The 22,298-nt window shown below is 75.1% G+C and carries 20 protein-coding genes; 11 read left to right on the forward strand and 9 right to left on the reverse strand.

Going from position 1 to position 22,298, the window contains the following annotated elements:
- Positions 1-435: 435 nt before the first annotated feature.
- A complete protein-coding gene (locus ACIQKA_RS05190; protein WP_402540013.1) occupies positions 436-1,437 on the reverse strand; it encodes a TauD/TfdA dioxygenase family protein in 1,002 nt (333 codons plus the stop codon).
- Positions 1,438-1,941: 504 nt separating this feature from the next.
- On the opposite strand from ACIQKA_RS05190, the gene ACIQKA_RS05195 reads away from it, so the two are divergent.
- The 8 genes from ACIQKA_RS05195 to ACIQKA_RS05230 all read left to right on the forward strand — a co-directional run bounded on the left by ACIQKA_RS05195 (position 1,942) and on the right by ACIQKA_RS05230 (position 12,490).
- Positions 1,942-3,174, forward strand: coding sequence for an ROK family protein (locus tag ACIQKA_RS05195; protein WP_383156615.1), 1,233 nt, complete (start codon positions 1,942-1,944; stop codon positions 3,172-3,174).
- Between the two features lie 76 nt (positions 3,175-3,250).
- The gene (locus ACIQKA_RS05200) at positions 3,251-3,322 is read left to right on the forward strand and encodes a putative leader peptide (RefSeq protein WP_313896399.1); all 72 of its coding nucleotides are present in this window, start codon (positions 3,251-3,253) and stop codon (positions 3,320-3,322) included.
- Positions 3,323-3,700: 378 nt separating this feature from the next.
- On the forward strand, positions 3,701-5,299 hold the full coding sequence (locus tag ACIQKA_RS05205; RefSeq protein ID WP_402540014.1) for an ABC transporter substrate-binding protein: 1,599 nt from the start codon (positions 3,701-3,703) through the stop codon (positions 5,297-5,299).
- Between the two features lies 1 nt (position 5,300).
- Complete coding sequence (locus ACIQKA_RS05210) at positions 5,301-6,245, forward strand: ABC transporter permease (protein WP_383436900.1); 945 nt, start codon at positions 5,301-5,303, stop codon at positions 6,243-6,245.
- Positions 6,246-6,250: 5 nt separating this feature from the next.
- On the forward strand, positions 6,251-7,108 hold the full coding sequence (locus ACIQKA_RS05215) for an ABC transporter permease (RefSeq protein ID WP_402540016.1): 858 nt from the start codon (positions 6,251-6,253) through the stop codon (positions 7,106-7,108).
- Entirely contained in the window at positions 7,105-9,120 is a 2,016-nt protein-coding gene (locus ACIQKA_RS05220) for a dipeptide ABC transporter ATP-binding protein (RefSeq protein ID WP_402540017.1), read from the forward strand. Before ACIQKA_RS05215 ends, ACIQKA_RS05220 begins: the two co-directional genes overlap by 4 nt.
- Positions 9,117-10,151, forward strand: coding sequence for a formylglycine-generating enzyme family protein (locus ACIQKA_RS05225; RefSeq protein WP_402540018.1), 1,035 nt, complete (start codon positions 9,117-9,119; stop codon positions 10,149-10,151). The genes ACIQKA_RS05220 and ACIQKA_RS05225 overlap by 4 nt, the downstream gene beginning before the upstream one ends.
- A complete protein-coding gene (locus ACIQKA_RS05230) occupies positions 10,148-12,490 on the forward strand; it encodes an arylsulfatase (RefSeq protein WP_383156629.1) in 2,343 nt (780 codons plus the stop codon). The genes ACIQKA_RS05225 and ACIQKA_RS05230 overlap by 4 nt, the downstream gene beginning before the upstream one ends.
- A gap of 125 nt (positions 12,491-12,615) precedes the next feature.
- Here the strand turns inward: ACIQKA_RS05230 and ACIQKA_RS05235 are convergent, their stop codons facing one another.
- Positions 12,616-12,984, reverse strand: coding sequence for a hypothetical protein (locus tag ACIQKA_RS05235; RefSeq protein ID WP_383156631.1), 369 nt, complete (start codon positions 12,982-12,984; stop codon positions 12,616-12,618).
- A 161-nt stretch (positions 12,985-13,145) separates the two neighbouring features.
- On the opposite strand from ACIQKA_RS05235, the gene ACIQKA_RS05240 reads away from it, so the two are divergent.
- The gene (locus ACIQKA_RS05240) at positions 13,146-14,393 is read left to right on the forward strand and encodes an MFS transporter (RefSeq protein ID WP_383444695.1); all 1,248 of its coding nucleotides are present in this window, start codon (positions 13,146-13,148) and stop codon (positions 14,391-14,393) included.
- A 16-nt stretch (positions 14,394-14,409) separates the two neighbouring features.
- On the opposite strand, the gene ACIQKA_RS05245 is transcribed toward ACIQKA_RS05240, so the two are convergent.
- Both ACIQKA_RS05245 and ACIQKA_RS05250 read right to left on the reverse strand, forming a co-directional pair.
- The gene (locus ACIQKA_RS05245; protein ID WP_402540019.1) at positions 14,410-14,826 is read right to left on the reverse strand and encodes a universal stress protein; all 417 of its coding nucleotides are present in this window, start codon (positions 14,824-14,826) and stop codon (positions 14,410-14,412) included.
- A 1-nt stretch (position 14,827) separates the two neighbouring features.
- A complete protein-coding gene (locus tag ACIQKA_RS05250; RefSeq protein ID WP_391093548.1) occupies positions 14,828-16,333 on the reverse strand; it encodes an amino acid permease in 1,506 nt (501 codons plus the stop codon).
- A gap of 175 nt (positions 16,334-16,508) precedes the next feature.
- On the opposite strand from ACIQKA_RS05250, the gene ACIQKA_RS05255 reads away from it, so the two are divergent.
- Positions 16,509-17,210 carry an RraA family protein gene (locus ACIQKA_RS05255; protein ID WP_383156640.1) on the forward strand — a complete coding sequence of 234 codons (702 nt, stop codon included), beginning with the start codon at positions 16,509-16,511 and terminating at the stop codon, positions 17,208-17,210.
- Between the two features lie 71 nt (positions 17,211-17,281).
- Here ACIQKA_RS05255 and ACIQKA_RS05260 read toward each other — a convergent pair whose 3' ends face one another.
- Positions 17,282-17,719, reverse strand: a complete 438-nt coding sequence (locus ACIQKA_RS05260) for an OsmC family protein (RefSeq protein ID WP_383156643.1) — start codon at positions 17,717-17,719, stop codon at positions 17,282-17,284.
- Between the two features lie 201 nt (positions 17,720-17,920).
- On the opposite strand from ACIQKA_RS05260, the gene ACIQKA_RS05265 reads away from it, so the two are divergent.
- Positions 17,921-18,346, forward strand: coding sequence for a hypothetical protein (locus ACIQKA_RS05265; RefSeq protein ID WP_402540021.1), 426 nt, complete (start codon positions 17,921-17,923; stop codon positions 18,344-18,346).
- A gap of 428 nt (positions 18,347-18,774) precedes the next feature.
- Here the strand turns inward: ACIQKA_RS05265 and ACIQKA_RS05270 are convergent, their stop codons facing one another.
- The 4 genes from ACIQKA_RS05270 to ACIQKA_RS05285 form a co-directional block, all read right to left on the reverse strand.
- Positions 18,775-19,641: a DUF2382 domain-containing protein gene (locus tag ACIQKA_RS05270; RefSeq protein WP_391093544.1), complete on the reverse strand. Its 867-nt coding sequence runs from the start codon at positions 19,639-19,641 to the stop codon at positions 18,775-18,777.
- Positions 19,642-19,826: 185 nt separating this feature from the next.
- Complete coding sequence (locus ACIQKA_RS05275) at positions 19,827-20,660, reverse strand: hypothetical protein (RefSeq protein WP_402540023.1); 834 nt, start codon at positions 20,658-20,660, stop codon at positions 19,827-19,829.
- Positions 20,660-21,931 (reverse strand): VWA domain-containing protein, encoded by a 1,272-nt coding sequence (locus ACIQKA_RS05280; protein WP_383444683.1) that lies wholly within the window; start codon positions 21,929-21,931, stop codon positions 20,660-20,662. The genes ACIQKA_RS05275 and ACIQKA_RS05280 overlap by 1 nt, the downstream gene beginning before the upstream one ends.
- 80 nt (positions 21,932-22,011) lie before the next feature.
- Positions 22,012-22,290: a DUF6296 family protein gene (locus ACIQKA_RS05285; protein WP_383160286.1), complete on the reverse strand. Its 279-nt coding sequence runs from the start codon at positions 22,288-22,290 to the stop codon at positions 22,012-22,014.
- Positions 22,291-22,298: the final 8 nt, after the last annotated feature.

A 22,298-nucleotide genomic window follows, 5' to 3' on the forward strand; every position in this document is an offset into this window, starting at 1 on the left:
AAGGAGTCCGGGCTCCGCCGGGGGAGCGAGCGCGGCTCGGCGCGGCGAGGTCGGGCGGCAGCCGGTGGGCGTGGCCGCCCCGGCGCCCGGGTGGCACGGGGCCGTCCGGGTTCTCCTCGCCTGCCGGGTGCCGCTTGCCGGCGGACCCGGTCCCGTACCCCGCCGCGCCGAGGACCGAGGCGAGAGTGGGGATGCCCTCCGGCAGTGGGAGGCCGTTGCGGAGGGCGCCGGTGGAGGTGGGCCGGCGGCCGGTCCGCAGCGTCGAACGGGTCGGCGCGCAGACCGGGTTGGGGGGATCGCCCGCCCGATCGGCGCGCCCTCGCGGGCCGGCCGGTCGAACCCGGGGGTCACCCCCCGCCGGATCGCCGTGGACGCCCGCGGTGTCCCGCCGCCGCTGGTCGGTGGGGGCCACGATCACCCGGGGCGGGACTTCCGTCACGCGGCGGAGGCCTCCGCCGCGTCCGCCGTCGAGGCGCCGGAGGCGATGCCGAACGCCGGGTCCGGCACGGACTCGGGCGCGAGCAGCACCGAGGAGCGGCCGTCCACGCCGACCGGCACGTCGCCGTCGATGGTCACCCGGCGCAGCTTGCGGTCGTGCTCGTCGGAGTCGTCCACGCCGTAGTGCTGGGTGGCGCGGTTGTCCCAGATGGCGACGTCGCCGACCCGCCACTGCCAGCGGACGGTGTTCTCCGGGCGCTCGACGTGCCGCTGGAGGAGGGTGAAGAGGTCCCGCGAGTCGGCGCCGGTGAGACCGCTGATCCGCTGGACGAAGTTGCCGAGCAGCAGGGTCCGCTCGCCGGTCTCCGGGTGGACCCGCACGACCGGGTGCTCGGTCAGGAACTTCGTGGAGGAGAAGATCTCGCGGAAGCGCGCGAGCTGCTCGGGCAGGATGCCGGGGCGCAGGGCCGCGTAGTCGTAGTCGTTGGAGTGCACCGCGCGCAGGCTGTCGGCCAGCGCCCGCAGCGGCTCGGGGAGGTTCTCGTACGCGGTGGCCGTGTTCGCCCACAGGGTGTTGCCGCCGTACGGCGGGACGACGGCCGCGCGCAGGATCGAGAAGGCCGGGTAGGCCGGGACGAAGGTGACGTCGGTGTGCCACTGGTTGGCCCGGCCGCCGAAGTCCGAGTCGATCGGCAGCGAGTAGCGGCCGTCGGCGGAGGGGACGGTGGGGTGGGCGACGGGCGTGCCGAGGAGGCGTCCGAAGGCCTCGTGGGCCTCCTCGTCCAGGTGGTCCTGGCCGCGGAAGAAGACGACCTTGTGCGCCAGGAGCGCGGCGCGGATCCCGGCGACGGTCTCGGCGGGCAGGTCGCCGCCGAGGCGGACGCCGGAGACGACGGCGCCGAGGCGCCCGCCGACCTTCCGGACGGTGATCTCCTGGGCGGCGGTGTCCTGCTGGGCGGCGTCCTGCCGGACGTCGGGAGAGGTGGTGGCGGTCGCCATGGCGAGTCCTTTCGGAGGTCCGGGGGAGTGGTCCCGGAGGAATTAATCTCGGAGCGGAAGTAATGAGCCGACGAAGGAGCCGGACCGGAGGCGTACGTCCACCGGACCCGGGAGCGGGGTGAAGGGGCCGGTGCGGTACGGGGCGGGTCCGGCGGCGGCCGGGTCACGGGAGCGGGGCCGGCGAACCGGCCGCGCGGAGGGTCGCGAGGGTCAGACGCCGGAGGCGGCGGGACAGGAGGAGGTCGCGAACATGTCCCGGAGCCTCGCAGCGGCCGACGCAGCCCGTCAAGCGCCCGTCCGCTCCCCGAACCGCCGCCCCCGGTGGTTGAATCGGCGCCTGCCCGGTGCCGTCGACCCGCCCTCCCGTACACCGCCGGACACGCTTTGACCAGCGATGTTCCCCTTCCCTCCGGAGAACGCGGCCGGTTCCGCGCGGCGGGCGGCGGACCTGCCGGCGGTCGTACGGGATTTCACACCGCCGCAACAGTGACCAGAAAGGCCCTCATGACCACGACCAGCCCGCACGGCCCCCGGATGGCGGGCGACGGCAGGCGCGAGGCGAACGCCGCCACCGTGCTGCGGACCGTCCTCGACCACGGGCCGGTCGCCCGCAGCGCCGTCGCCCGGCTCTCCGGCCTCAGCCCCGCCGCCGTCTCCCGCCAGGCCACCGACCTCACCCGGCTCGGCCTCCTGCGCGAGCTGCCCGAACTCGCCGGGGGCGGGGGAGTGGGGCGGCCCCGGATCCCCGTCGACCTGCACGTCGGTGCCACCGGAGGGCCTGTCGTCGGCGGTGTCCACCTCGGCGTCCCCGGCTCGACCTTCGCCCTGGTGGACCTGCGCGGCCGGGTCCTGGCCCGTCACACCCACGCGCACGGGGGCGGCGCGCCGGACGAACTGCCCGCGGAACTCGCCCGGGAACTGGGCGGCTTCCTCGACGAGCACGTCCGGGGCCGGCCCCTGCTCGGGGTCGGCGCCGCGATCGGCGGCTGGGTGGACCCCGCCGAAGGGACGGTGGTCCGCCACGACGCCTTCGGCTGGCGCCGCCGGCCGCTCGCCGCCGAACTCGCCCGCGGCCTCGGCGGGCGCACCGTGCGCCTGGACAACCACGCCCGTTCCATCGCCCAGTCGGAGATCCTCTTCGGCCGGCCCGCCGCCCGTCGCAGCCTCGTGCACCTCTTCGTCGGCAACGTCGTCGACGCGGCTGTCGGACTCGCCGGGGTCGTGCACCAGGGGCCCGGGGCGGCGGCCGGCGACGTGGCGCACCTGCCCGTCCCCGACTCCACGGCCCCCTGCCCCTGCGGGCGTTCGGGCTGCCTGGAGGCGACCGCGTCGAACACCGCCCTCGGACGGACCGCCGTGCGGCGCGGCATCGTGCCCGAGCCGGACACCTCCCTCGTGGTGGACGCGGCGGCGGCCGGGGACCGGCGCGCCGACCGGCTGCTGCGCGAACGGGCCCGCGCGGTCGGCCGCGCGGTGGCGCTCCTGCTCGACGTCCTCAACCCCGACCTGGTCGTGGTGACCGAGCAGGCCAGCGTCGTCGCACCGGAGTACCTGGAGGAGATCCGGGGCGCTGCGATCGACCTCTCGCACGTCTGCGGAGACCCCGAACGCATCGTCAGTCCACATGCCGGACCGGCCACACTGCCCGTCGCGGCGGGCACGGTTCTCCTGAATCCCCTGTTCAGGAGGCCTCTTGAGACCCTCGAAGAGGTCCTGCCCGCAGGAGCGGAAGGCTGATGCCGTCTCGGAATGCGGTCAACACCGGTTGACCGCTCCGCGAAGCCGCTGTCATATTGCTCCCGTGAATCCGGACATGCGCCTCATCTCCCGCAGGCACGTCGACCTCTGTCGGCAGGCCAGCGCGGTCTGTGCCGTCCGCGCCTGACCCCGGCGCCGGTCGCCGCACCGGCCACACCTCTCCCGCACCGGCCCCGCCGGACCCGGGCCGCCCGCCGCGCCCCCGTCGCCGACGGCCGGCGAGCGCCCCGACGTCCCGGCCGCCGACCGGTCGCACCGCCACGGCTCCTTGACGCGAAGGCCCCACCGCCTCCTCCGCGGCTCCGTGGCGCGAAGGTCCCGGCGTCCTCGGCTCCGTGACCCCCGGCTTCCCGCCACCGCACCCCTCCACCGCCCGTAGCCGCTCCCGCGCCTCCCCGCGTCCGGCTCCCCGCACCTCCGTAGCCCTTCCGCGGCTCTTTCCTTCCGCAGCGGAAACAACTCCGCGCGCCCTGCGGACCTCCACCCCTTTCACAGGCAGGCACCGATGACCGAGCTGTACCCCACCACGCCCACCGCTCCCTCCCGGCGCACCACCCTGCGCGCCGCGGGCGGCGGCACCCTGCTGCTCGGGCTCGGCCTGGCGGGCTGCCGCTCGGCGGTCTCCGAGGCCGGATCCGAGGCGCCCGGCGCCGGGGCGGCCGCGAAGCCCCGGCGCGGCGGCACCCTCGCCGTCGCCGTCAACTCGGACTTCACGCCCAGCCTGCTCTTCGCCCAGAGCAGCCAGTCGCTCCAGCAGCGCCTGGTCTACAACACCCTCGTCCGCTACGACGACCGGCTGAAGCCGCAGCCGGAGCTCGCCACCTCCTGGGAGTACGCCGAGGACGGCCGCAGCATCACCCTCCGGCTGCGCACCGGCGTCACCTACCACGACGGCCGGCCCTTCACCGCCGACGACGTGATCTTCGCCGTGAAGAACCTCCAGAACCCGCTGCGCGCCGCCCAGTTGAGGTCCACCGCCGCCGCGATCACCGGTTTCGAGAAGCGCGGCGACCACGAGCTCGTCCTCAAGCTCGCCCACCCGGTCAACAACCTGTTCGACCTCTTCGAGTTCATGATCATCGCCGACCGGAACAGCGTCGAGGAGGCCGTCGCCGGCAAGAAGCTCAACGGCACCGGCCCCTTCAAGCTCACCAAGTGGAGCCCCGGCACCGGCCTCAGCCTCATCCGCAACGAGAAGTACTGGCAGCCCGACCGCCCCTACCTGGACGCCGTCGAGTTCCGCGTCGTCGCCCAGGCCGACGCCCTCCTCTCCTCCCTGCGCACCGGACAGACCCAGCTCTCCTACGGCGTCCCCGGCCGGAACCTCGCCACCCTCGCCGCCGACCCCGAGCTCGTCATCAGCGAGTACGCCACCGGCGGCGGCGCCCACTACCTCGGCGTCAACACCACCGTCGCCCCGCTGAACGACAAGACCGTCCGACAGGCCCTCGCATGGGGCATCGACCGCGAACGGATCCTCAAGCAGGTCCTCGGCGGCTACGGACTCGCCTCCGCCACCCCCTGGCCCAAGTCCTCGCCCGCCTTCACCGAGGCCGGCCGCACCCACTACACCTACGACCCGGGCAAGGCCCGCGAACTCCTCAGGTCCGCCGGACACACCACGCTCGACCTGCCGCTCCTCCACATCAACCTGCCCGGCGACACCGCGGTGGCCGAGGCCGTCCAGTACGACCTCAAGCAGATCGGCGTCCGGGTCACCCTCGAACCCACCGACCCGGCCACCGCCCAGAAGAACCTCATCTCCCAGTCCATGCCCGGCCTCTGGACCATGAGCCACGGCTTCGCCCAGGTCCAGCCGTCCACCCTCGCCGTCAGCGCCTATCCCTTCAACGAGGCCAAGAACACCTCCCGGTTCCGCTCCGCCCACTACACCAAGGTCGTCCGCGACGCCTGGACCACTCCCGAGACCGGTGCCCGCGCCAACGCCCTGCGGCAGCAGATCACCGACACCCTCCTCGACGAGGCGTTCATCATCGACCTCGTCATCCGGGGCTCCGTCCAGGTCGCCGCCAAGAAGCTGCGCGGCGTCACCCTCAACAAGTTCGCCTACCTCAACCTCGACGACGCCTACCTGGCGGGCTGAGATGCGCGGCCATCTGCTGCGGAGGCTCCCCTCCGCGCTCCTCGTCCTCCTCGTCGCCTCCTTCGTCGTCTTCGCCGTCCTCCGGCTCGTCCCCGGCGACCCGGCGGCCGTCCTCGCCGGACCCGACGCGAGCGCCGAGACCGAGGCCGCCATCCGGGCGCGCCTCGGCCTCGACGAACCCCTGCCCGCCCAGTACCTCCACTGGCTCGGCGACCTCCTCACCGGAGACCTCGGTCCGTCCTACGCGATCGGCGGGCAGACCGCCGACCTCATCGCCGACGGACTCGGCGCCACCGTCGAACTCACCCTCGGCGCCCTGCTGTTCGTCGTCGTCCTCGGCGCCGCCTTCGGCATCCTCGGCGCCACCTCCCGCAACGCCTGGGTGCGCACCGCCGTACGGGTCCTCACCACCGGAGCCCTCGCCGTACCGCCCTTCGTCACCGGCGTCCTCCTCGTCCTGCTCTTCTCCGTCCTCCTCGGCGTCCTGCCCCCGGGCGGCCGCGTCCCCCTCCTCACCGCACCCGACCTGGGCGTCCAGTACCTGCTGCTGCCCGCCCTCTGCCTCGCCCTGCCCAGCGCCGCCGTCCTCGGCCGCTACCTCAAGGACGGCATCGAACGCGCCCTCGGCGAGGACTACGTCCGCACCGCCACCGCCGCAGGCGTCGCCCCCCGCCGGCTGCTGTGGCGCCACGCCCTGCCGAACGCCCTCCCGCCCGTCGTCACCCTCCTCGGCATGCAGACCGGCAACCTCCTCGGCGGCGCCGTCCTCGTCGAGGCGATCTTCGCCTGGCCCGGCCTCGGCCAGCTCGCCGAACAGGCCCTGGTCCGCCGGGACTACCCCGTCGTCCAGGACCTCCTGCTCCTCCTCGTCACCGTCTTCGTCCTCGTCCAGCTCCTCACCGACCTCGTCCACGCCCGGCTCGACCCCCGGATCAGGTGGGAGTGACCGCCATGACCACCCTCACGAAGGCCGCGCCGCCCCTCGCGCGCCGGCCGCGCCACCCCTACCGGGCCGCCCTCGCCACCGCGCGCGGCCGCACCGGACTCGCCCTCGTCGGCCTGGTCGTCCTCGCCGGCCTCCTGGCCCCGCTCCTCTCCGGCCACGGCCCCACCGACCAGAGCGCCCTGACGCTCGCCGGACCCGGCACCCCCGGACATCCGCTCGGCACCGACGATCTCGGCCGCGACCTGCTGTCCCGGCTGCTCCACGGCATCCGCGCGGACCTCGGCGTCATCGCGGTCTCCGTGCCGCTCGGCGCGCTCCTCGGCTGCCTCTTCGCCCTGGCCGCCGCCGCCCACCCGGTCGCCGACACCGTCGTCCAGCGCGTCTTCGACCTGGTCCTCGCCTTCCCCGGACTGATCCTGGCGCTCGCCGTCACGGCCGTCCTCGGCCCCGGCCGGCTGCCCGTGATCCTGGTGATCGCCCTGGCCGAGATCCCCGTCTTCGGGCGGCTGCTGCGCACGGGCATCCTCGTCCAGCGCGGCCGGGAGTACGTGACGGCCGCCCGCGTCGGCGGCACCCCCGGCGGCCGGATCCTCACCCGGCACGTCCTGCCCAACGCCGCCGACCCGCTCGTCGTCCAGATCGCCGTCTCCCTCACCGTCGCCGTCTTCATCGAGGGCGCCATGAGCTTCCTCGGCGTCGGCGTCCGGCCGCCCGAACCCACCCTCGGCGCCGTCCTCAGCCAGTCCATGCCCTATCTGGCGCAGGCACCGCACTTCGCCGCCGGGCCGCTCGTGACCGTGACCGCGCTCGTCCTCGGCCTCTCCCTGATCGCCGAGGCGCTGAACCGGGAGATACGCCGATGACCACCCCTCCGCTCCTCGAAGTCCGGGGCCTGGACGTGGGGTTCACCACCCCCGACGGCCGGCCCCTGCACGCCGTGCGGGACGTCTCCTTCACGCTCCGCAGGGGCGAGACGCTCGCCGTCGTCGGCGAGTCCGGCTCCGGGAAGTCCACCACCGCCCTGGCCCTGCTCCGGATGCTCCCCGGCACCGGCCGGATCACCGGCGGGTCCGTCCTCCTCGACGGGGAGGACCTCGCCACGGCCACGGAGGACCGGCTGCGGGAGGTGCGCGGCGCGCGGATCGGCATGATCTTCCAGGACCCGATGACGGCCCTGAACCCCGTCCTCAGCATCGGCCGCCACCTCGACGAGGTGCTCAGGGCGCACGGCGACCGGGACCGGAGAACCGCGAACGGCGCGACCGCGAGCGGCCCCGGCGCCGACGGGGCAGGAACCGACGGCCCCGGCGCCGACGGGGCAGGAACCGACGGCAGGACCCCCCGCCCCCGCAGGAGCACCCTCCTCGGCAGGGCCGCCCGTTCCGACGGGCCCGCCCGCCCCGGCAGGGCAGCCCGTCGTGCCCGCGCCCTCGAACTCCTGCGCCTCGTCGGCATCCCCGACCCCGAGCGCCGCCTCGACGACCACCCGCACCAGTTCTCCGGCGGCCAGCGCCAGCGCATCCTCATCGCCATGGCCCTCGCCGGCGAACCCGACGTCCTCCTCGCCGACGAGCCCACCACCGCCCTCGACGCCACCGTCCAGGACCAGATCCTCACCCTCCTCGGCGACCTCACCCGCACCACCGGCACCGCGCTCGTCCTCATCACCCACAACATGGGCGTGGTCGCCCGCGCCTGCGCACGGGTCCTCGTCATGTACGGCGGCACCGTCGTCGAGGACGGCCCCACCGCCGAGGTCCTCGCCCGCCCCCGGCACCCCTACACCGCCGGCCTGCTCGCCGCCGTGCCCCGGCTCTCCGCGCCCTCCGGCACCCGCCTCACCGGCATCCCCGGCACCCCGCCCGACCTCTCCCTCCCCCTCGCCGGCTGCGCGTTCGCCGCCCGCTGCGCCCTCGCCGAGGACCACTGCCACACGACCGCGCCCCCGCTCGTCGCCCTCACCGGCACCGTCCGCGCGGCCTGCCTGCCCGCCGCCGAACGCGCCGAGCCGCTGCCGCCGCCCCCGCCGCCCGCCCGGATCGAACGGCCCGCGCCCGGCGCCGTCGTCCTGGCCGCCGAGGGGCTCCGCAAGACGTACCGGGGCCGGGGCCGCCGCACCTTCACCGCCCTCGACGGCGTCTCCCTCACCCTCGCGGCGGGCGAGACCCTCGGCATCGTCGGCGAGTCCGGCTCCGGCAAGTCCACCCTCGCCCGGGTCCTCGCCCACGCCCACCCCTCCGACGGCGGCCGGATCCTCCTCGGCGGAGAGGACGTCACCCGCCCCGGCCGCGCCGAGCTGCGCGCCGTGCGCCGCCGCGTCCAGATGGTCTTCCAGGACCCGTACGCCTCCCTCAACCCGCGCATGACCGTGGGGGAGATCGTCGCCGAGCCGCTGCGGGCCTTCGGGACCGTCGCCCCGGCCGGGCGGGCCGGGCGCGTCGCGGAGCTGCTGCGCCTCGTCGGCCTCGACCCGGCCGCCGCCGACCGGCACCCGCGCTCCTTCTCCGGCGGCCAGCGCCAGCGCGTCGGCATCGCCCGCGCGCTCGCCCCGGAGCCGTCCGTCCTCATCTGCGACGAACCCGTCTCGGCGCTCGACGTCTCCGTCCAGGCGCAGATCGTCGGCCTCCTCACCGACCTCCAGCGCGACCTGGGCCTCGCCCTCGTCTTCATCGCCCACGACCTGGCCGTGGTCCGCCAGGTCAGCCACCGCATCGCCGTGATGCACGAGGGCCGGATCGTGGAGACCGGCGCCGCCGACGAACTGTGCGAGCGGCCCCGCGACCCCTACACCCGCGCGCTGCTCGCCGCCGCGCCCGAACCCGTACCGGTCACGGCCGCGCCCGTGCCCGCCGTGGCGGAGGCGGTGTCCGCGTGAGCGCCTGCTGCGTCCCCGGACGCGGTCGCACGGGCGGCGGCCACCCGGCCGCCGCCCCGCCGCTCCCGCCGCCGACCGTACGGACCGCCCCGCCGCCCCCACCCCTGCTCGACCTGGCGGGCGCCGCCTTCCGCATGGGCGACTCCTTCGGCGAGGGCTACCCCGCCGACCACGAGGGGCCCGTCCGGGAGGTGACCGTCGCCCCCTTCGCGATCGGCGCCACCGCCGTCACCAACGAGCAGTACGCGCGGTTCGTCGGGGCCACCGGGCACCGCACCGACGCCGAACGCTTCGGCTCCTCCTTCGTCTTCCACCTCCTGCTCCACCCCGCAGCCGAGCGCCACGTCCTCGGCCGGGTCCCGCGGGCCCCCTGGTGGCTCGGCGTCGAGGGCGCCTCCTGGCACGCCCCGGAGGGTCCCGGCTCCGACCTCGAAGGCCGCGCCGACCACCCCGTCGTCCACGTCTCGCACGACGACGCCCTCGCCTACTGCGCCTGGGCGGGCGTCCGGCTGCCCACCGAGGCCGAGTGGGAGTACGCGGCGCGCGGCGGCCTCGACGGGGCCCGCTACCCGTGGGGCGACGACTTCACCCCGGACGGCCGCGAGCGGTGCAACACCTGGCTCGGGGACTTCCCGCACCGCTCCGACCGGCCCGGCGGACGCGTCGGCACCGTCCCCGTCACCGCGTACGAGCCCAACGGCCACGGCCTGTACAACACCTCCGGCAACGTCTGGGAGTGGTGCGCCGACGCCTTCGGGACCGCCGGCGCGTTCGGAACCGCCGGCGCGTTCGGAACCGCCGGCGCGTTCGGAACGGCCGGCCCGGCCGGTTCCGCGGACCCCACCGGCCGGACGGACCCGGCCGGCCGGGCCGAGCGCGTCATCCGCGGCGGCTCCTACCTCTGCCACTCCTCCCACTGCAACCGCTACCGGGTCGCCGCCCGCTCCCACAACACGCCCGACTCCTCGACCGGCCACGGCGGCTTCCGCGTCGCCCGCTCGCTCCTCCCGGAAGGACCCGCCCCCGCATGACCACCGGCACCCCCGGCGAAACCGCCCCGACCGCCCCCCGCCGCGACCCCTACGAGGGCTTCGCCGGACGCGTCGGCCGCACCTTCGCCGAGTCCGAACCCGCCTGGCCCGCCCGTACCGCACCGCCCGCCAAGGCCCCCAACATCGTCGTCGTCCTCGTCGACGACATGGGGTTCAGCGACATCGGCCCCTTCGGCTCCGAGATCCCCACCCCGGTCCTCGACGCCCTCGCCGACGACGGCGTGCGGCTCACCAACTACCACACCATGCCGCTCTGCTCGCCGGCCCGCGCCGCCCTGCTCACCGGCCTCAACCCGCACCGCGTCGGCTACGCCATGGTCGCCAACTCCGACCCCGGTTTCCCCGGCTACGGCATGGAGATCGCCGACGACATCCCCACCCTCGCCGAACTCCTCCACGACGCCGGCTACGCCACCTACGCCGTCGGCAAGTGGCACCTGGTCCGGGACTCCGCCTCCAACGCCGCCGACCACCGGGGCAACTGGCCGCTCCAGAAGGGCTTCGACCAGTACTACGGCGTCCTGGAGGGCCTCACCAGCCTCTTCCACCCGCACCAGCTCGTCCGGGACAACAGCCCGCTCGACATCGACGAGTTCCCCGACGACTACTACTACACCGACGACATCACCGACCAGGCGATCTCCATGGTGAAGTCGCTGCGCGCCCACGACCCCGACAAGCCCTTCTTCCTCTACCTCGCCCACAACGCCGTCCACGGCCCCCTCCAGGCCAGGGCCGAGGACATCGCCCGCCACCGGGGCCGCTACGACGAGGGCTGGGACGTCCTGCGCGAGCGCCGCTTCGCCGCCCAGATCGCCGCCGGCCTCTTCCCGCCCGGCACCGGACTCCCCGCCCGCAACGGCGAGGCCGGACTCGACGTGCCCGCCTGGGACTCCCTCACCGAGGAGCAGCGGAAGCTCTACGCCCGCTACATGGAGGTGTACGCGGCCCTCGTCGACAACATCGACCAGAACCTCGGCCGGCTCACCGCCGCCCTCGACGCGCTCGGCGAACTCGACAACACCATCGTGGTCTTCACCTCCGACAACGGCGGCACCGGCGAGGGCGGCGCGGAGGGCACCCGCTCCTACTTCAGCCGCTTCGTCCACCACCCCCGCCTCCCCGGCGACTGGGACCCCGACGTCGACCGCGACCCCGAGCTGATCGGCGGCCCCCGCAGCCTGGTCCACTACCCGCGCGGCTGGGGCATGGCCTCCAACACCCCCTTCCGCCTCTACAAGGGCCACACCTACGCCGGCGGCGTCCGCGTCCCCTTCGTCCTGTCCTGGCCGGACGGCGTCCGCGACGGCCGCCTCGCCGCCGGGCTCCGCCCCCAGTACCAGTACGTCACCGACATCGCCCCCACCCTCCTCGAACTCGCCGGCCTCGCCCGGCCGGAGAGCCGCCGGGGCGTCCCCCTCCAGGAGCCGGACGGCGTCAGCCTCGCCCCCGTCCTCGCCGACCCCGCCCACGACTCCACCCACCCCGAGCAGTACTGCGAGACGGCCGGCAACCGCAGCCACTACCGCGACGGCCACAAGCTCGTCACCCTGCACCGCCCGGGCGCCCCCTACGACGACTCCGAGTGGGCCCTGTACGACATCCGGACCGATCCCACCGAGATCCACGACCTCGCCGCCGACCACCCCGACCTGGTCAAGGAGCTGTCGGCCGCCTGGGAGGACGCCGCCCGGCGCAACGGGGTCTTCCCGCTGCCCGACCACAGCGGCGCCCTCGCCCGCCGCAACCCCGCCGAGCAGCGCCTCTCCCGCCCCCTCACCCTGCTGCCCGGCACCCCCGAACTGGAGCGCTACCGCTCCTCCCGGCTCGTCGCCCTGCGCTCCTTCGAGATCGCCGTCGACGTCGAGGAGACCGGCGACGGGGTCCTCGTCTCCCACGGCGACCAGGGCGGCGGCTACAGCCTGTACGTCGAGGACGGGCGCCTGGCCCTCGCGTACAACGAGTACGGAACCCTCCACGAGACCGACGCCGGACCCCTCGGCCCCGGTCCGCACGAGATCCTCGTCTCCGCCACCGCCGAGGAGGGCCTGCGCTGGCGGTTCGCCGTCACCGTCGACGGCGAGCACCGGGCCGCGCCCGACAGCGTGCACCAGCTCATCGGCATGGCCCCCTTCCAGGGCATCAGCGTCGGCGTCGACCGCAAGTCCCCGGTCTCCTGGCCGCTCTACGAACGCCACCGCTCCTTCCGCTTCACCGGCCGCCTCCGCTCCGTCACCTACCGGCCCGGCGCCCCCGGCCCCGACGCGCCGGAGGCCGTCGCCGCCGCCCTGAAGGAGGCCGCCGCGGCCTTCGAGTAGGAACCCGCCCCGTACCGGCCGGCCCGGGGAACCCCGGCCGGCCGGTACGGGGGTGACCCCGGGGCCGACGGCGGACGCGTGCGCGCGCACCACCGCCGCGCGACGCCCGTGGCCGGGGAGGACGCTCAGCCGTAGGCGTCCGTCACGCAGTCGGCGGCGCACCGCCCGTGCTCGTACCGGCGCCGCAGCGCCGCCGCCGCGTGCCGCCGCTCCACCCCGTCGTACCCGTAGCGCTCCTCCGCGGTCCGCACCACCGCCGCCACGGTGACGATCGCCGGTTCGCCCTCCCCGGCGGCCCGGCGGGCCGAGGCGATCACGTGGTCGGCCGCCCGCTGGAGGTTCCGGGCGTACTCCCGCTGGGCGAAGGCACGCGCGCGCGAGGCGGCGAACGGCCGCGCGGCCCGCCCCTTGTGCAGCAGGCCGAGCGCGATGAGCCCCACGGCGGGCAGGACGAGGAGCAGCGCCCCCGCCACGGCCCCGGCGTCCCACCCCATCCCCGGCCCCCTCCCGGTCGGTCCCGCCACCCCGTACGAACCTCCCGAGTCTAGGACGCGGCCCGCCCTCCGCGGGCTCCCGGATTTGCCCGGCGCGCCCGCGCCCGCTTCGATACCGGTGGCCGGCGGACCGGCCGACCGGCGAGAGAAGGAGTACGGGCATGGCGGGCGGAGCGCCCCTCGGGAGGGACTTCGGACGCCTGTGGGCGGCCTACGCGGCCAGCGCCGTGGGGACCCGGCTCGCGTTCGACGCCTTCCCGCTGATCGCGATCACGGTGCTGCACCGGGGCGCCGCCGAGGTGTCCGCCCTGGCCGCGCTCGGGGCCGCCGTGGGCGCGGCGGCGGCGATCCCGCTCGGCCCCTGGACGGAGGCCCGCCGCAAACGGCCCGTGATGGTCGCGGCGGACCTCGTCCGCTGCGCGGCCCTGCTGAGCGTCGCCGCCGCGTACGCGCTCGGCCGGCTCGGCTTCGCCCACCTCCTGGCCGCCGCCGTCGTCGTGGCGGCCTCCGACATCGTCTTCGGCGCGGCCTCCGGCGCCTTCCTGAAGTGGCTCGTGCGCCCCGATGACCTGGTCACCGCCCAGGGACGCCTGGAATCCACGAACTGGACCGCCACCGTCCTGGGACCGCCGCTCGGCGGCGGCCTGATCGCCCTCCTCGGCCCGGTGGCCACGGTGGTGGCCGACGCGGTGAGCTACGTCCTCTCGGCGGCGGGCCTCCGGTCGATCGGGGCGGAGGAACCACCGCCGCCGCGGAAGCGTCCCGCCGGGCGGTGGTCCCGGCCGGACGCCGGGGACCTGCTCACCGGCTGGCGCCACATCCTCGCCCACCCCGTCCTGCGCCCCCTCTTCCTGCACACCGTCCTCGTCAACGGCCTGATCATGGCCGTCGCGCCGCTGCTCGCCGTCCTCATGCTGGGACCGCTCGGCTTCCCGCCCTGGCAGTACGGCCTGGCCTTCGCCGTCCCCTGCCTCGGCGGCCTCCTGGGCGCGCGCCTGGCCGGACGGCTCGTCGCGCGGTTCGGCCGGCACCGGGTGCTGCGCACCGCGGGCACGCTGCGCGCCCTCTGGTCGGTCGGCCTCGCCTTCGTCCACCCCGGCGTCACCGGCCTCCTGCTCGTCATGGCGGTCGAGTTCGCGCTGATCACCTGCACGGGCGTGTTCAACCCGGTGTTCGCCGCCCGACGCCTCACCCTGACGCCCCCCGACCGGGTCGCCCGCGTCCTGACCGCCTGGTCGGTCACCGGCAAGATCTCCATCGCGGCCCTGACCGCCCTGTGGGGCCTCCTCGCCGTGGTCACCGGGCCCCGGGCCGCCCTCGCCCTGGCGGGTGCCCTGCTGCTCGCGACCCCGCTGCTCCTCCCGCGCCGGGAGGCCCGCGAGGAGACGGAGCCCGCGCCCGCGCCGTGACCGGCCGGGCCGGCCGTCACTCCTCCGGCGGCACGCAGAGCACCGGCACCGTCGACATGTGGAGGAGCTTGTGTGGGGTGGAGCCGAGGAGGGCGCCTCGGATCGGGCTCTCGCTCCAGCTGCCGACCACGACGGCCCGGGCCGCGTGGCGGGTCGCCGCGTCGACGAGGGCCTGGGCCGGCTTCTCGTCGATCACCTCGACGACGGTCGGCACGCCCGCCCGGTCGGCCTCCGCGACCGCGTGTTCGAGGCCGGTGCGGCCGGCCTGCCGGATCGCGTCGTGGTGGGAGCGGTACTCCTCCCCGGTGGGGCCGGGCGCCGCCGCCCCGTAGACCAGGACGAGGGTGTCGTCGAAGGCGGCCGCCACCTCGATCGCGATGCGCAGCGCGCGGGCGGCCCCCGGCGACTCGTCGTACCCGAGCACGATCGACATCTCAGTCCTTCCCTTCGCGGACGCCCCGGACCACGTCCGGATCGGCCACGCCCGGGCGCTCGTCCCAGAACGCGGGCGCCCGCAGCCGCCGCACGACCATGACGACCACCCCGACGCCGGCGATGCCGAGGCCGATGACCAGCGGCGGGCCGAGACCGAGCCACGAGCTGCCGCTGTACGAGTTCGCCGGGTCGGCCATGTCGGAGACCGACCGCACGAGCAGCCACGTCAGCAGCCCCGCGCCCACCAGCGGGCCGAGCCCGATCAGCAGGAAGTTGCGCGGGCTCTCGAAGAGGTGGCGGCGGTAGTAGACCGCGCAGGCCACCCCGGTGAGCGCGTAGTAGAAGGCGATGAGCAGCGACAGGGCGGTGAGCGAGTCGAGGAGCGCGTTCTCGCTGACCTGGTTCACCGTCAGGTACCAGACGATCGCGATCCCGGCCACCCACCACGTGCTGACGTCGGGGGTGCGGAAGCGCGCGCTGATGTGCCCGTAGTACGCGGGCAGCGCCCGGCGGCGGGCCATCGACAGGGCGGTCCGGGAGGCCGGGATGATCGTGGTCTGGGTGGAGGCGACCGCCGACGTGCACACGGCGAGCAGCAGCACCCAGTCCCAGCCGCCCAGGACGTCCCCGGCGAGCTGGGCGAAGACGAACTCCTCCTCGCCGGCGTTCTCGGCGAGGAACGCGGGACCGGCGTAGGCCACCACCGCGAACCCCACGGACACGTAGGTCACGAGCAGGATCACGGTCGACCACAGGCCCGCCTTGCCGGGGGCGGTCGCGGAGTCCTCGACCTCCTCGGTGAGGTTGACCGCCGACTCCCAGCCCCAGTAGATGAAGACGCCGAGCAGCAGCCCGCCGGTGAGGGCCGCGCCGCCCGCGCCGAACGGGTTCAGCCAGTCGAGCGACGGATCCACCGAGTCGTACGCGCCGGTCCCGGCGTACACCTTGGACAGCGCCACGCACACGAAGACCAGCAGGAAGACGACCTGGGCCAGGATCAGCACGTTCTGCACCCGGGCGGACAGCTCGGTGCCGACGACGCAGACGGCCGTCATCACGAGGATGAGCAGCACGGTGAGCAGCTGGCGCACGAACGCGTTCTCCACCCAGCCGTCGAGGCCGACGGCGAGCAGCCCGAAGCTCACGGCCACGTCGGCGAGCGAGCCGACGACCAGGACGCCGGTCATGGCGATGGCCCAGCCGCCCAGCCAGCCCGCCCAGGGACCCATCGCCCGCGTGACCCACGAGAAGGTCGTGCCGCAGTCCTGGTCGGCCTTGTTCAGGTAGTAGAACGCCGACGCGATCAGCAGCATCGGGACGAAGGACGCGACCATCACCCCGGGCGCGTAGATCCCCGCGAGCGCGACGATCGGGCCGATGACGGCGGCGATGGAGTATGCCGGCGAGGTGGAGTTGAGCCCGATGACGAGGGCGTCCACGAAGCCGATCGCGTCGTGCTTCAGATCCGCCGGCCGGCCCTCGGGGGCGGGGTCCTCGACTGCCATGTTCCCTCGCTCCCGTTCCGCTCGGACGGAGCGGACAGACGTGTCCCTCCACCGATCGTAGGAAGGGGCGGTTCCGCCCGCATGCCGGGCGGCCGGAACCGTCGTCCGTCCGGGGCGCCGGCCGCTAGCATCGCGGAAGCCCACCGCCCCTCCCGCTCACGGAACGGAACGCCCGATGCCGAAGGACCTCGCCGGCTTCGCCGAGCTCTCCACGCCCCTGGTGGCCGACGCCTGCCTGCGGCTGGGGGTGCCGCTGCGCGCCGCGCCCGCCGGGGTGCTGCCCGTCGTCGACGGACAGCGGGTCGCCGGGCGGGCGCTCCCCGTCCGGCACTACGGAAGCGTCGACGTCTTCCTGGAGGCCCTCGCGCGGGCGGAACCCGGGGACGTCCTCGTCGTCGACAACGCCGGCCGCCGCGACGAGGCCTGCCTCGGGGACCTCGTCGTCCTGGAGGCCGGGGCGGCGGGCGTCACCGGGATCGCCGTCTGGGGACTGCACCGCGACACCCCCGACCTCGTCCGGATCGGCCTGCCCGTCTTCTCGTACGGGCGCCACGCCCCCGGCCCCGTGCGCCTCGACCCGCAGGAGCCGGACGCGCTGCGCTCCGCGCGGTTCGGGGAGCACGAGGTCACCCCGGACGACGTGGTGTTCGGCGACGACGACGGGGTGCTGTTCGTGGCCGCCGACCGGGCCGGGGCGGTCCTGGAGACCGCGCTGTCCCTCTTCCGCACCGAGCGGGACCAGGCCCGGCGCATCACGGCGGGGGAGACCCTGCGCGACCAGACCCGCTTCGACGCCTATCTGGCGGGCCGGGCCGAGGACCCCTCGTACACCTTCCGGCGGCACCTGCGCCGGATCGGCGGCGCGATCGAGGAGTGACGGTCCCGGGGCCCGTCCGGCGGATCGGGGCCGGGGCCGCGGTGCCCGGCCCGCCGGAGGGCCGCCGCGGTTCAGCCCTCGAAGCCGACCGTGCCGTCCGGCAGGACCGCCTCGACCCGCGCGCCGTGCTCCACGGTCCGGCTCACCGTGCAGAACTTCTCGTGCGTCAGCCGCACCCCGCGCGCGAACACCTCCGCCGCCTTCGGGTTGCCGTCCGGCAGGTCGAACTCGTAGCTGACCCGGATCCGGCCCACCCGGCCGTCGTCCTCCGGGCCGGAGACCGACTCCACCACGATCCGCAGGTCGTCGTGGTCCACCGCCCGCGCGGTCCGGTCGATCACCAGGCCGCCGCAGCCGCCCATCGCGGCGAGCAGCAGCTCGACCGGAGTGAACGAGGGCTGCGCGCCGTCGTCGTCCGCGGCGGCCATCCGCACCTCCGCGCCCCGGTCGTTGCGTGCGGTCCAGTTCCGGTACCCGGTGCGGACGGTCTCGATCCGGTAGTCGGCCATGGCGGCGGGGCTCCTTCGTGCTCGTACGGTCGGCCCGCCCACGGTACGCCGGGGAGGTTCGGCGGGCTCGCGCGGACGGACGCCGGCCCCGGCGGCGAGCTCCCCGGGCTCCCGTGCGCGTCCCCGTCTGAGTAGCGCGGTGCGCGCGTCTGAGTACGCCGACCGATACGGCGGACGCCCGCCCGCCGCTTGACTGGGGACATGACCTCCGAAGCCCGGCGCGCCCGCCCCCTCCAGCACGTCACCGCCACCGGTGCGGCCCTCGCGGTGGCCCTCGGGCCGGTGCTCGTCGGCGCCCTGATCGCCCGGTCGGTCGGCGCGGACCCGATGGCCTCCGTCAACGCCCTGATCGCGGGCGGCGGCCAGCGCGCCCGGATCTCCCGCGCCCAGCTCAGGAGCGGGACGGTGCTCCGGGGCCGGGCCGGGCTCCGGAAGGGTGCCGGTCTCCCGGACGGAGGCGGGGCGGAGGCCCGGTGCGGCGCGCGCCCCCGGCCCGGTTCGGCCGCGCGGCTCGCGCGCCGGGAGGAAGCCCTGCGGCGTCTTCTCCTCGGGATCCGGCTCCCGCACCGGGCGGGCCGACTCGACGGGGACGGCCACGGTCAGGAGTTCCGCGACGCGGTCGGATGACCGGCGGTGCGCGTCGAGGGCGACCTCGCGCCCGTACGCCCGTTCCGGCCGCACCCGCTCGTCTCCCCCTCGCAGGGGACCGGCAGCCGTCCGCCCGGGGCGATGACGCGGTGGAACTCCCCCAAGGAAGCCGTGGGTTCGGCCTCCGGCACGTGTGCCGTCGCGTACCGGGACAGGATCCGCGCAGCGAGGCGTCCGGCAGGTCGGGCGCCGTCGTCGACCCCACCCCGAAGCGCACCCCGGCCAGGTCTCGCGGGCGACCGCGACCGTGCCCGGCGACAGGTCCACCCCGAAAAGGCCGGTGGCCCGCCCCCGGAGGGGCGGGCCACCGGCACGGCGCGACTTCGCCTTCGCGCCGGGGAGCGAGAGCTCCCGCACGGGGGGTGCCGCCCCGGCTCGCGGGGCGGCACCGGTCGTTCGCCGGCCGGTCAGTACCTGCGGCCGCGGGCGTCGGGGTCGTCCGGGTCCTCGAGGCCCTCGACCTCGATCTCCTCCTTGCGGACCTCGCCCGAGACGGTCTGCTCCTCCGTCACCTCGTCCGCCTTGAGGCTCACCCGCTCGACCGGAACGGTCCGGGTCTCCACGACGGGGCGCTCCTCGTGGAGGATGACCTCGTGCTCGGCCTCGGTGATCTCCGCGCCGGACAGGGCCTCGTCGCGGTTGGCGTCCGTGATCGGCTCCCGTTCGATCCGCACCTCCTCGTGCGACACGGGCACGGTCTGCTGGACCTCTTCCGTCACCACGTACTTGCGCAGCCTGACCCGGCCGGCCTCGGTGCGCTCGACGCCGACGTGCATCTGCTCCTCGGAGCGGGTCATCGCGTCGTCGCCGGTGTCCGCGGCGCGTCCGGCGGCGGTGCCGGCCGTGAACCCCTCGGCGGTGCCCGTGGTGCCGGTCGCGGTGCCGGTCTCCGTGCCGGTGCGACCGTGGGCCCAGCCGCCCTCGCCGGGCTGGTTGGCCCGCTGCCAGGCGTCGTCCCACGCGATGCCGTAGTGGTCGAAGAGGCGGTGCTCCTCGCTCTCGGAGAGGTGTCCGCCGGCGTCGACGTCCACGTTGGGCGCGTCCTTGATGGTGGACTTGGGGTACGGGACCTCCAGGTGGTCGTCGACCAGAGCCGCGTCCTTGATCGGGACGAAGGATTCACTGGTGCCGAACATGCCGGTCTTCACCGTCACCCACTCCGGCAGGCCGGTCGCGTCGTCGACGAAGATGTGCTTCGCGTCTCCGACCTTCTTGCCCTCGGCGTCGTAGACGGGGTGGTCCAGCACGGCGTGGATCTGCTCTCGGGCGATCATGTCGACCCTCCTGCTCTCTCTCGGCTCGTCATCCAGGCCTCTTACCAGACGGACAGGTCGGAAACGGTGCAAATCCATCTAATTATGTTGAATGGTCAACAGTCTGGAGCGCGGTGGCGGCCCGGGACGGCCGAAGGCCCCCGTCGCTCCGGCGCGACGGGGGCCTTCGACGGCTTCCGGGAGGGTCAGGCGGCCGGCGGGACCCGGGACGGGCGGCCCGCGCCGCGTGTCAGGACGTATCCGCCGATGCCGGCGAGCGCCGCGAGGACGCCGCCCGCCAGGGTCCAGAGCCAGCGGTCGGACCACCAGCCGGAGGACCAGCCGTCCTCCGGCGCCGCCGCCTCGACGGCGGAGGGCCGGCCCGCGTCGGCGTCCGCCTCCGCCTGATCGGCGGTCACCGCGCCCGGCACGAGCGGCGCGGCGAGCGCCCCGTCCGTGGCGTGGGCGCCGCCCTCGTCCTTGACGTCCACCCCGAGCCGGGCGTCGAACGGCTGGCCGAGGTCCTCGTCCGGCAGGCCCGTGACGGTCAGCCGGACGTAGTAGCTGCCCGGCAGCGGGTCGTTCGCCCAGGCGTCGGCCGAGGCGCGGACCGGGCGCAGCACGCAGGCGAGTTCCACCTTCGCGGCGTCCTTCGCCGCCGTGCGGGACTGCGCCCCGTACATGCACGGCTGACGGCGCCGCAGCCCGTCGTACACGTCGATCCGCCAGGTGGAGGGCCCGTGCCGCAGGGCCGCGTCCGGCAGGGTGACCGCGGCCCTCACCGTCGGCCGCTGCCCGGTGTCCGCCGGGAACACCCAGTACAGGTAGTCGCCCGTGGCGGCCTGCGCGGTCGCCTGCTGCCCCGGCAGGAACCTCGCGGCGGTGCGGAAGGCGGTGCCCGCCTCCGTCGGCCCGCCGGTGGAGCGCGTGTCCGGAGTCGCCGTGGCGGACGGGGAGTCGGCGACGGCGGCCGGAGCCGCGAGCCCGAGCAGGGCCGCGCCCGTGAGCGCGGCCGCGGCGAGCGTGCGTACGATACGCATCAGTGGGTCCTCCAGACGGCGACGCGCCAGCGGGAAAGCCAGCCCCAGACCAGACCGGCCAGGAAGCCGGCCAGCACCAGGCCGCCGAGCAGCCACCAGCCCCGGCCGAGGCCGAACGAGGCCACGTCCGAGGCGCTCGCGGGGCCGTCGACGACGTCCACGGTCAGCTCGATCGGCATGCCGGGCGCCGTCTTGACCGACGGGGGAGCGGAGAAGGAGTTGCTGACCTGGAGGCAGACCGTCTCGGCGGCCGGCTTGAGGTCGTCGGCGCCGTCCAGCTCCGGCTTCGGATAGCGCAGCCCGGTCGACATGACGTCCGTGCGGCCGTCGCCGGCCTCGGAGCCGCGCGTGATCTCCCGGCCGTGGCGGGTGACGGCGCGCAGCAGCACCCCGTAGTCGTTGTTGACGGCGCGGTCGGCCGACACGCTGACGGAGGCGCGCAGTTCCTGGCCGGGCAGCAGGTCCACCCGGTACCAGCGGTGCTCGCCGAAGGTCTCGCGGTCCGTGTAGAGACCGGGCTTCAGCTCCGGGGCGTCGGCGCACCGCGCCGCGCCCCGGGTGGCGACGGGCGTGACGACCGGGTCGGCCGCGCGGTCGACCAGCTGCTTGACCCGGCGCGAGAGTTCCTCGGTGCGGTGCACCGAGGTGTACGTGCCTCCGGTGGCCTCCGCGATGCAGGTGAGCTGCTGCCGGGTCTTGGCGTCCGGCACCAGGCCCAGGGTGTCGATGACGAGGTGGATGCCCTTCGCCGCGATCTCCCGCGCCACCTGGCAGGGATCGAGCGGGGCGCAGGTGTCCTCGCCGTCCGTGATGAGCACGATCCGGCGGGTGGCGTCACCGCCCTCCAGGTCCTTCGCCGCGCCGAGCAGCGCCGGACCGATCGGGGTCCAGCCCGTGGGGGCCAGGGTGGCCACCGCGGTCTTGGCCTCGGCCCGGTCGAGCGGCCCCACCGGATAGAGCTGGCGGGTGTCCTTGCAGCCCTGCTTGCGGTCCTGCCCCGGATAGTCGGCGCCCAGGGTCCGGATGCCCAGCCGCACCTCCTCGGGCACCGCGTCGAGGACCTCGTTGAAGGCCTGCTTCGCCGCCGCCATGCGGGACTTGCCGTCGATGTCCCGGGCGCGCATGGAGCCGCTGACGTCGAGCACCAGCTCGACCTTGGGGGGTTCCTTCGCCGTCGGCGCGTCGGCGGCCGCGTGCGTCGGCAGGAGCGCGGCGCCCAGAGCGGCGAGCAGCGCGCAGGCCCCGGTCGCCAGCCGTTTTCTCGTGATCATCGCCGGATCGTATTGACGATCGTCCGACAAACCAAAACGGGGACGGCGGCCGGGGCCCGGGGGGAGGGGCGCGCGCGGTGTCAGGCGGAGGACGCGGCGGGGCCGGGGTCGGCCGGGTCCTCCGTGTCGTCCTCGGGGAGGGCGCGGGCCCGTACGGCGTGGGCGGGGTCCTGGTGCCCTCCCGAGGGCATGACGCGGACCTCGCCCCGGTCGCTGATCTCGGCGCGGATGATGCCGGTCGGGTCGGTGTAGACGGGATGCCCTCCGGAGCCCTTGTAGAGGGTGCGCTCCACGACCACGACGTCCCGGGTGGCGCCCGTGACGTCGGTGAACACCAGCTCGTACCTGGATATGCTCATTTGCCCTA

This window comes from Streptomyces sp. NPDC092045 (assembly GCF_044756005.1).
Lineage (GTDB): Bacteria > Actinomycetota > Actinomycetes > Streptomycetales > Streptomycetaceae > Streptomyces.

What these genes read in the sequence shown, in the direction of transcription:
- ACIQKA_RS05190 (WP_402540013.1), bottom strand. Translation starts at nt 1,437, where the DNA reads ATGGCGACCGCCACCACCTCTCCCGACGTCCGGCAGGACGCCGCCCAG.
- ACIQKA_RS05195 (WP_383156615.1), top strand. Translation starts at nt 1,942, where the DNA reads ATGACCACGACCAGCCCGCACGGCCCCCGGATGGCGGGCGACGGCAGG.
- ACIQKA_RS05205 (WP_402540014.1), top strand. Translation starts at nt 3,701, where the DNA reads ATGACCGAGCTGTACCCCACCACGCCCACCGCTCCCTCCCGGCGCACC.
- ACIQKA_RS05210 (WP_383436900.1), top strand. Translation starts at nt 5,301, where the DNA reads ATGCGCGGCCATCTGCTGCGGAGGCTCCCCTCCGCGCTCCTCGTCCTC.
- ACIQKA_RS05215 (WP_402540016.1), top strand. Translation starts at nt 6,251, where the DNA reads ATGACCACCCTCACGAAGGCCGCGCCGCCCCTCGCGCGCCGGCCGCGC.
- ACIQKA_RS05220 (WP_402540017.1), top strand. Translation starts at nt 7,105, where the DNA reads ATGACCACCCCTCCGCTCCTCGAAGTCCGGGGCCTGGACGTGGGGTTC.
- ACIQKA_RS05230 (WP_383156629.1), top strand. Translation starts at nt 10,148, where the DNA reads ATGACCACCGGCACCCCCGGCGAAACCGCCCCGACCGCCCCCCGCCGC.
- ACIQKA_RS05235 (WP_383156631.1), bottom strand. Translation starts at nt 12,984, where the DNA reads ATGGGGTGGGACGCCGGGGCCGTGGCGGGGGCGCTGCTCCTCGTCCTG.
- ACIQKA_RS05240 (WP_383444695.1), top strand. Translation starts at nt 13,146, where the DNA reads ATGGCGGGCGGAGCGCCCCTCGGGAGGGACTTCGGACGCCTGTGGGCG.
- ACIQKA_RS05245 (WP_402540019.1), bottom strand. Translation starts at nt 14,826, where the DNA reads ATGTCGATCGTGCTCGGGTACGACGAGTCGCCGGGGGCCGCCCGCGCG.
- ACIQKA_RS05250 (WP_391093548.1), bottom strand. Translation starts at nt 16,333, where the DNA reads ATGGCAGTCGAGGACCCCGCCCCCGAGGGCCGGCCGGCGGATCTGAAG.
- ACIQKA_RS05255 (WP_383156640.1), top strand. Translation starts at nt 16,509, where the DNA reads ATGCCGAAGGACCTCGCCGGCTTCGCCGAGCTCTCCACGCCCCTGGTG.
- ACIQKA_RS05260 (WP_383156643.1), bottom strand. Translation starts at nt 17,719, where the DNA reads ATGGCCGACTACCGGATCGAGACCGTCCGCACCGGGTACCGGAACTGG.
- ACIQKA_RS05265 (WP_402540021.1), top strand. Translation starts at nt 17,921, where the DNA reads ATGACCTCCGAAGCCCGGCGCGCCCGCCCCCTCCAGCACGTCACCGCC.
- ACIQKA_RS05270 (WP_391093544.1), bottom strand. Translation starts at nt 19,641, where the DNA reads ATGATCGCCCGAGAGCAGATCCACGCCGTGCTGGACCACCCCGTCTAC.
- ACIQKA_RS05275 (WP_402540023.1), bottom strand. Translation starts at nt 20,660, where the DNA reads ATGCGTATCGTACGCACGCTCGCCGCGGCCGCGCTCACGGGCGCGGCC.
- ACIQKA_RS05280 (WP_383444683.1), bottom strand. Translation starts at nt 21,931, where the DNA reads ATGATCACGAGAAAACGGCTGGCGACCGGGGCCTGCGCGCTGCTCGCC.
- ACIQKA_RS05285 (WP_383160286.1), bottom strand. Translation starts at nt 22,290, where the DNA reads ATGAGCATATCCAGGTACGAGCTGGTGTTCACCGACGTCACGGGCGCC.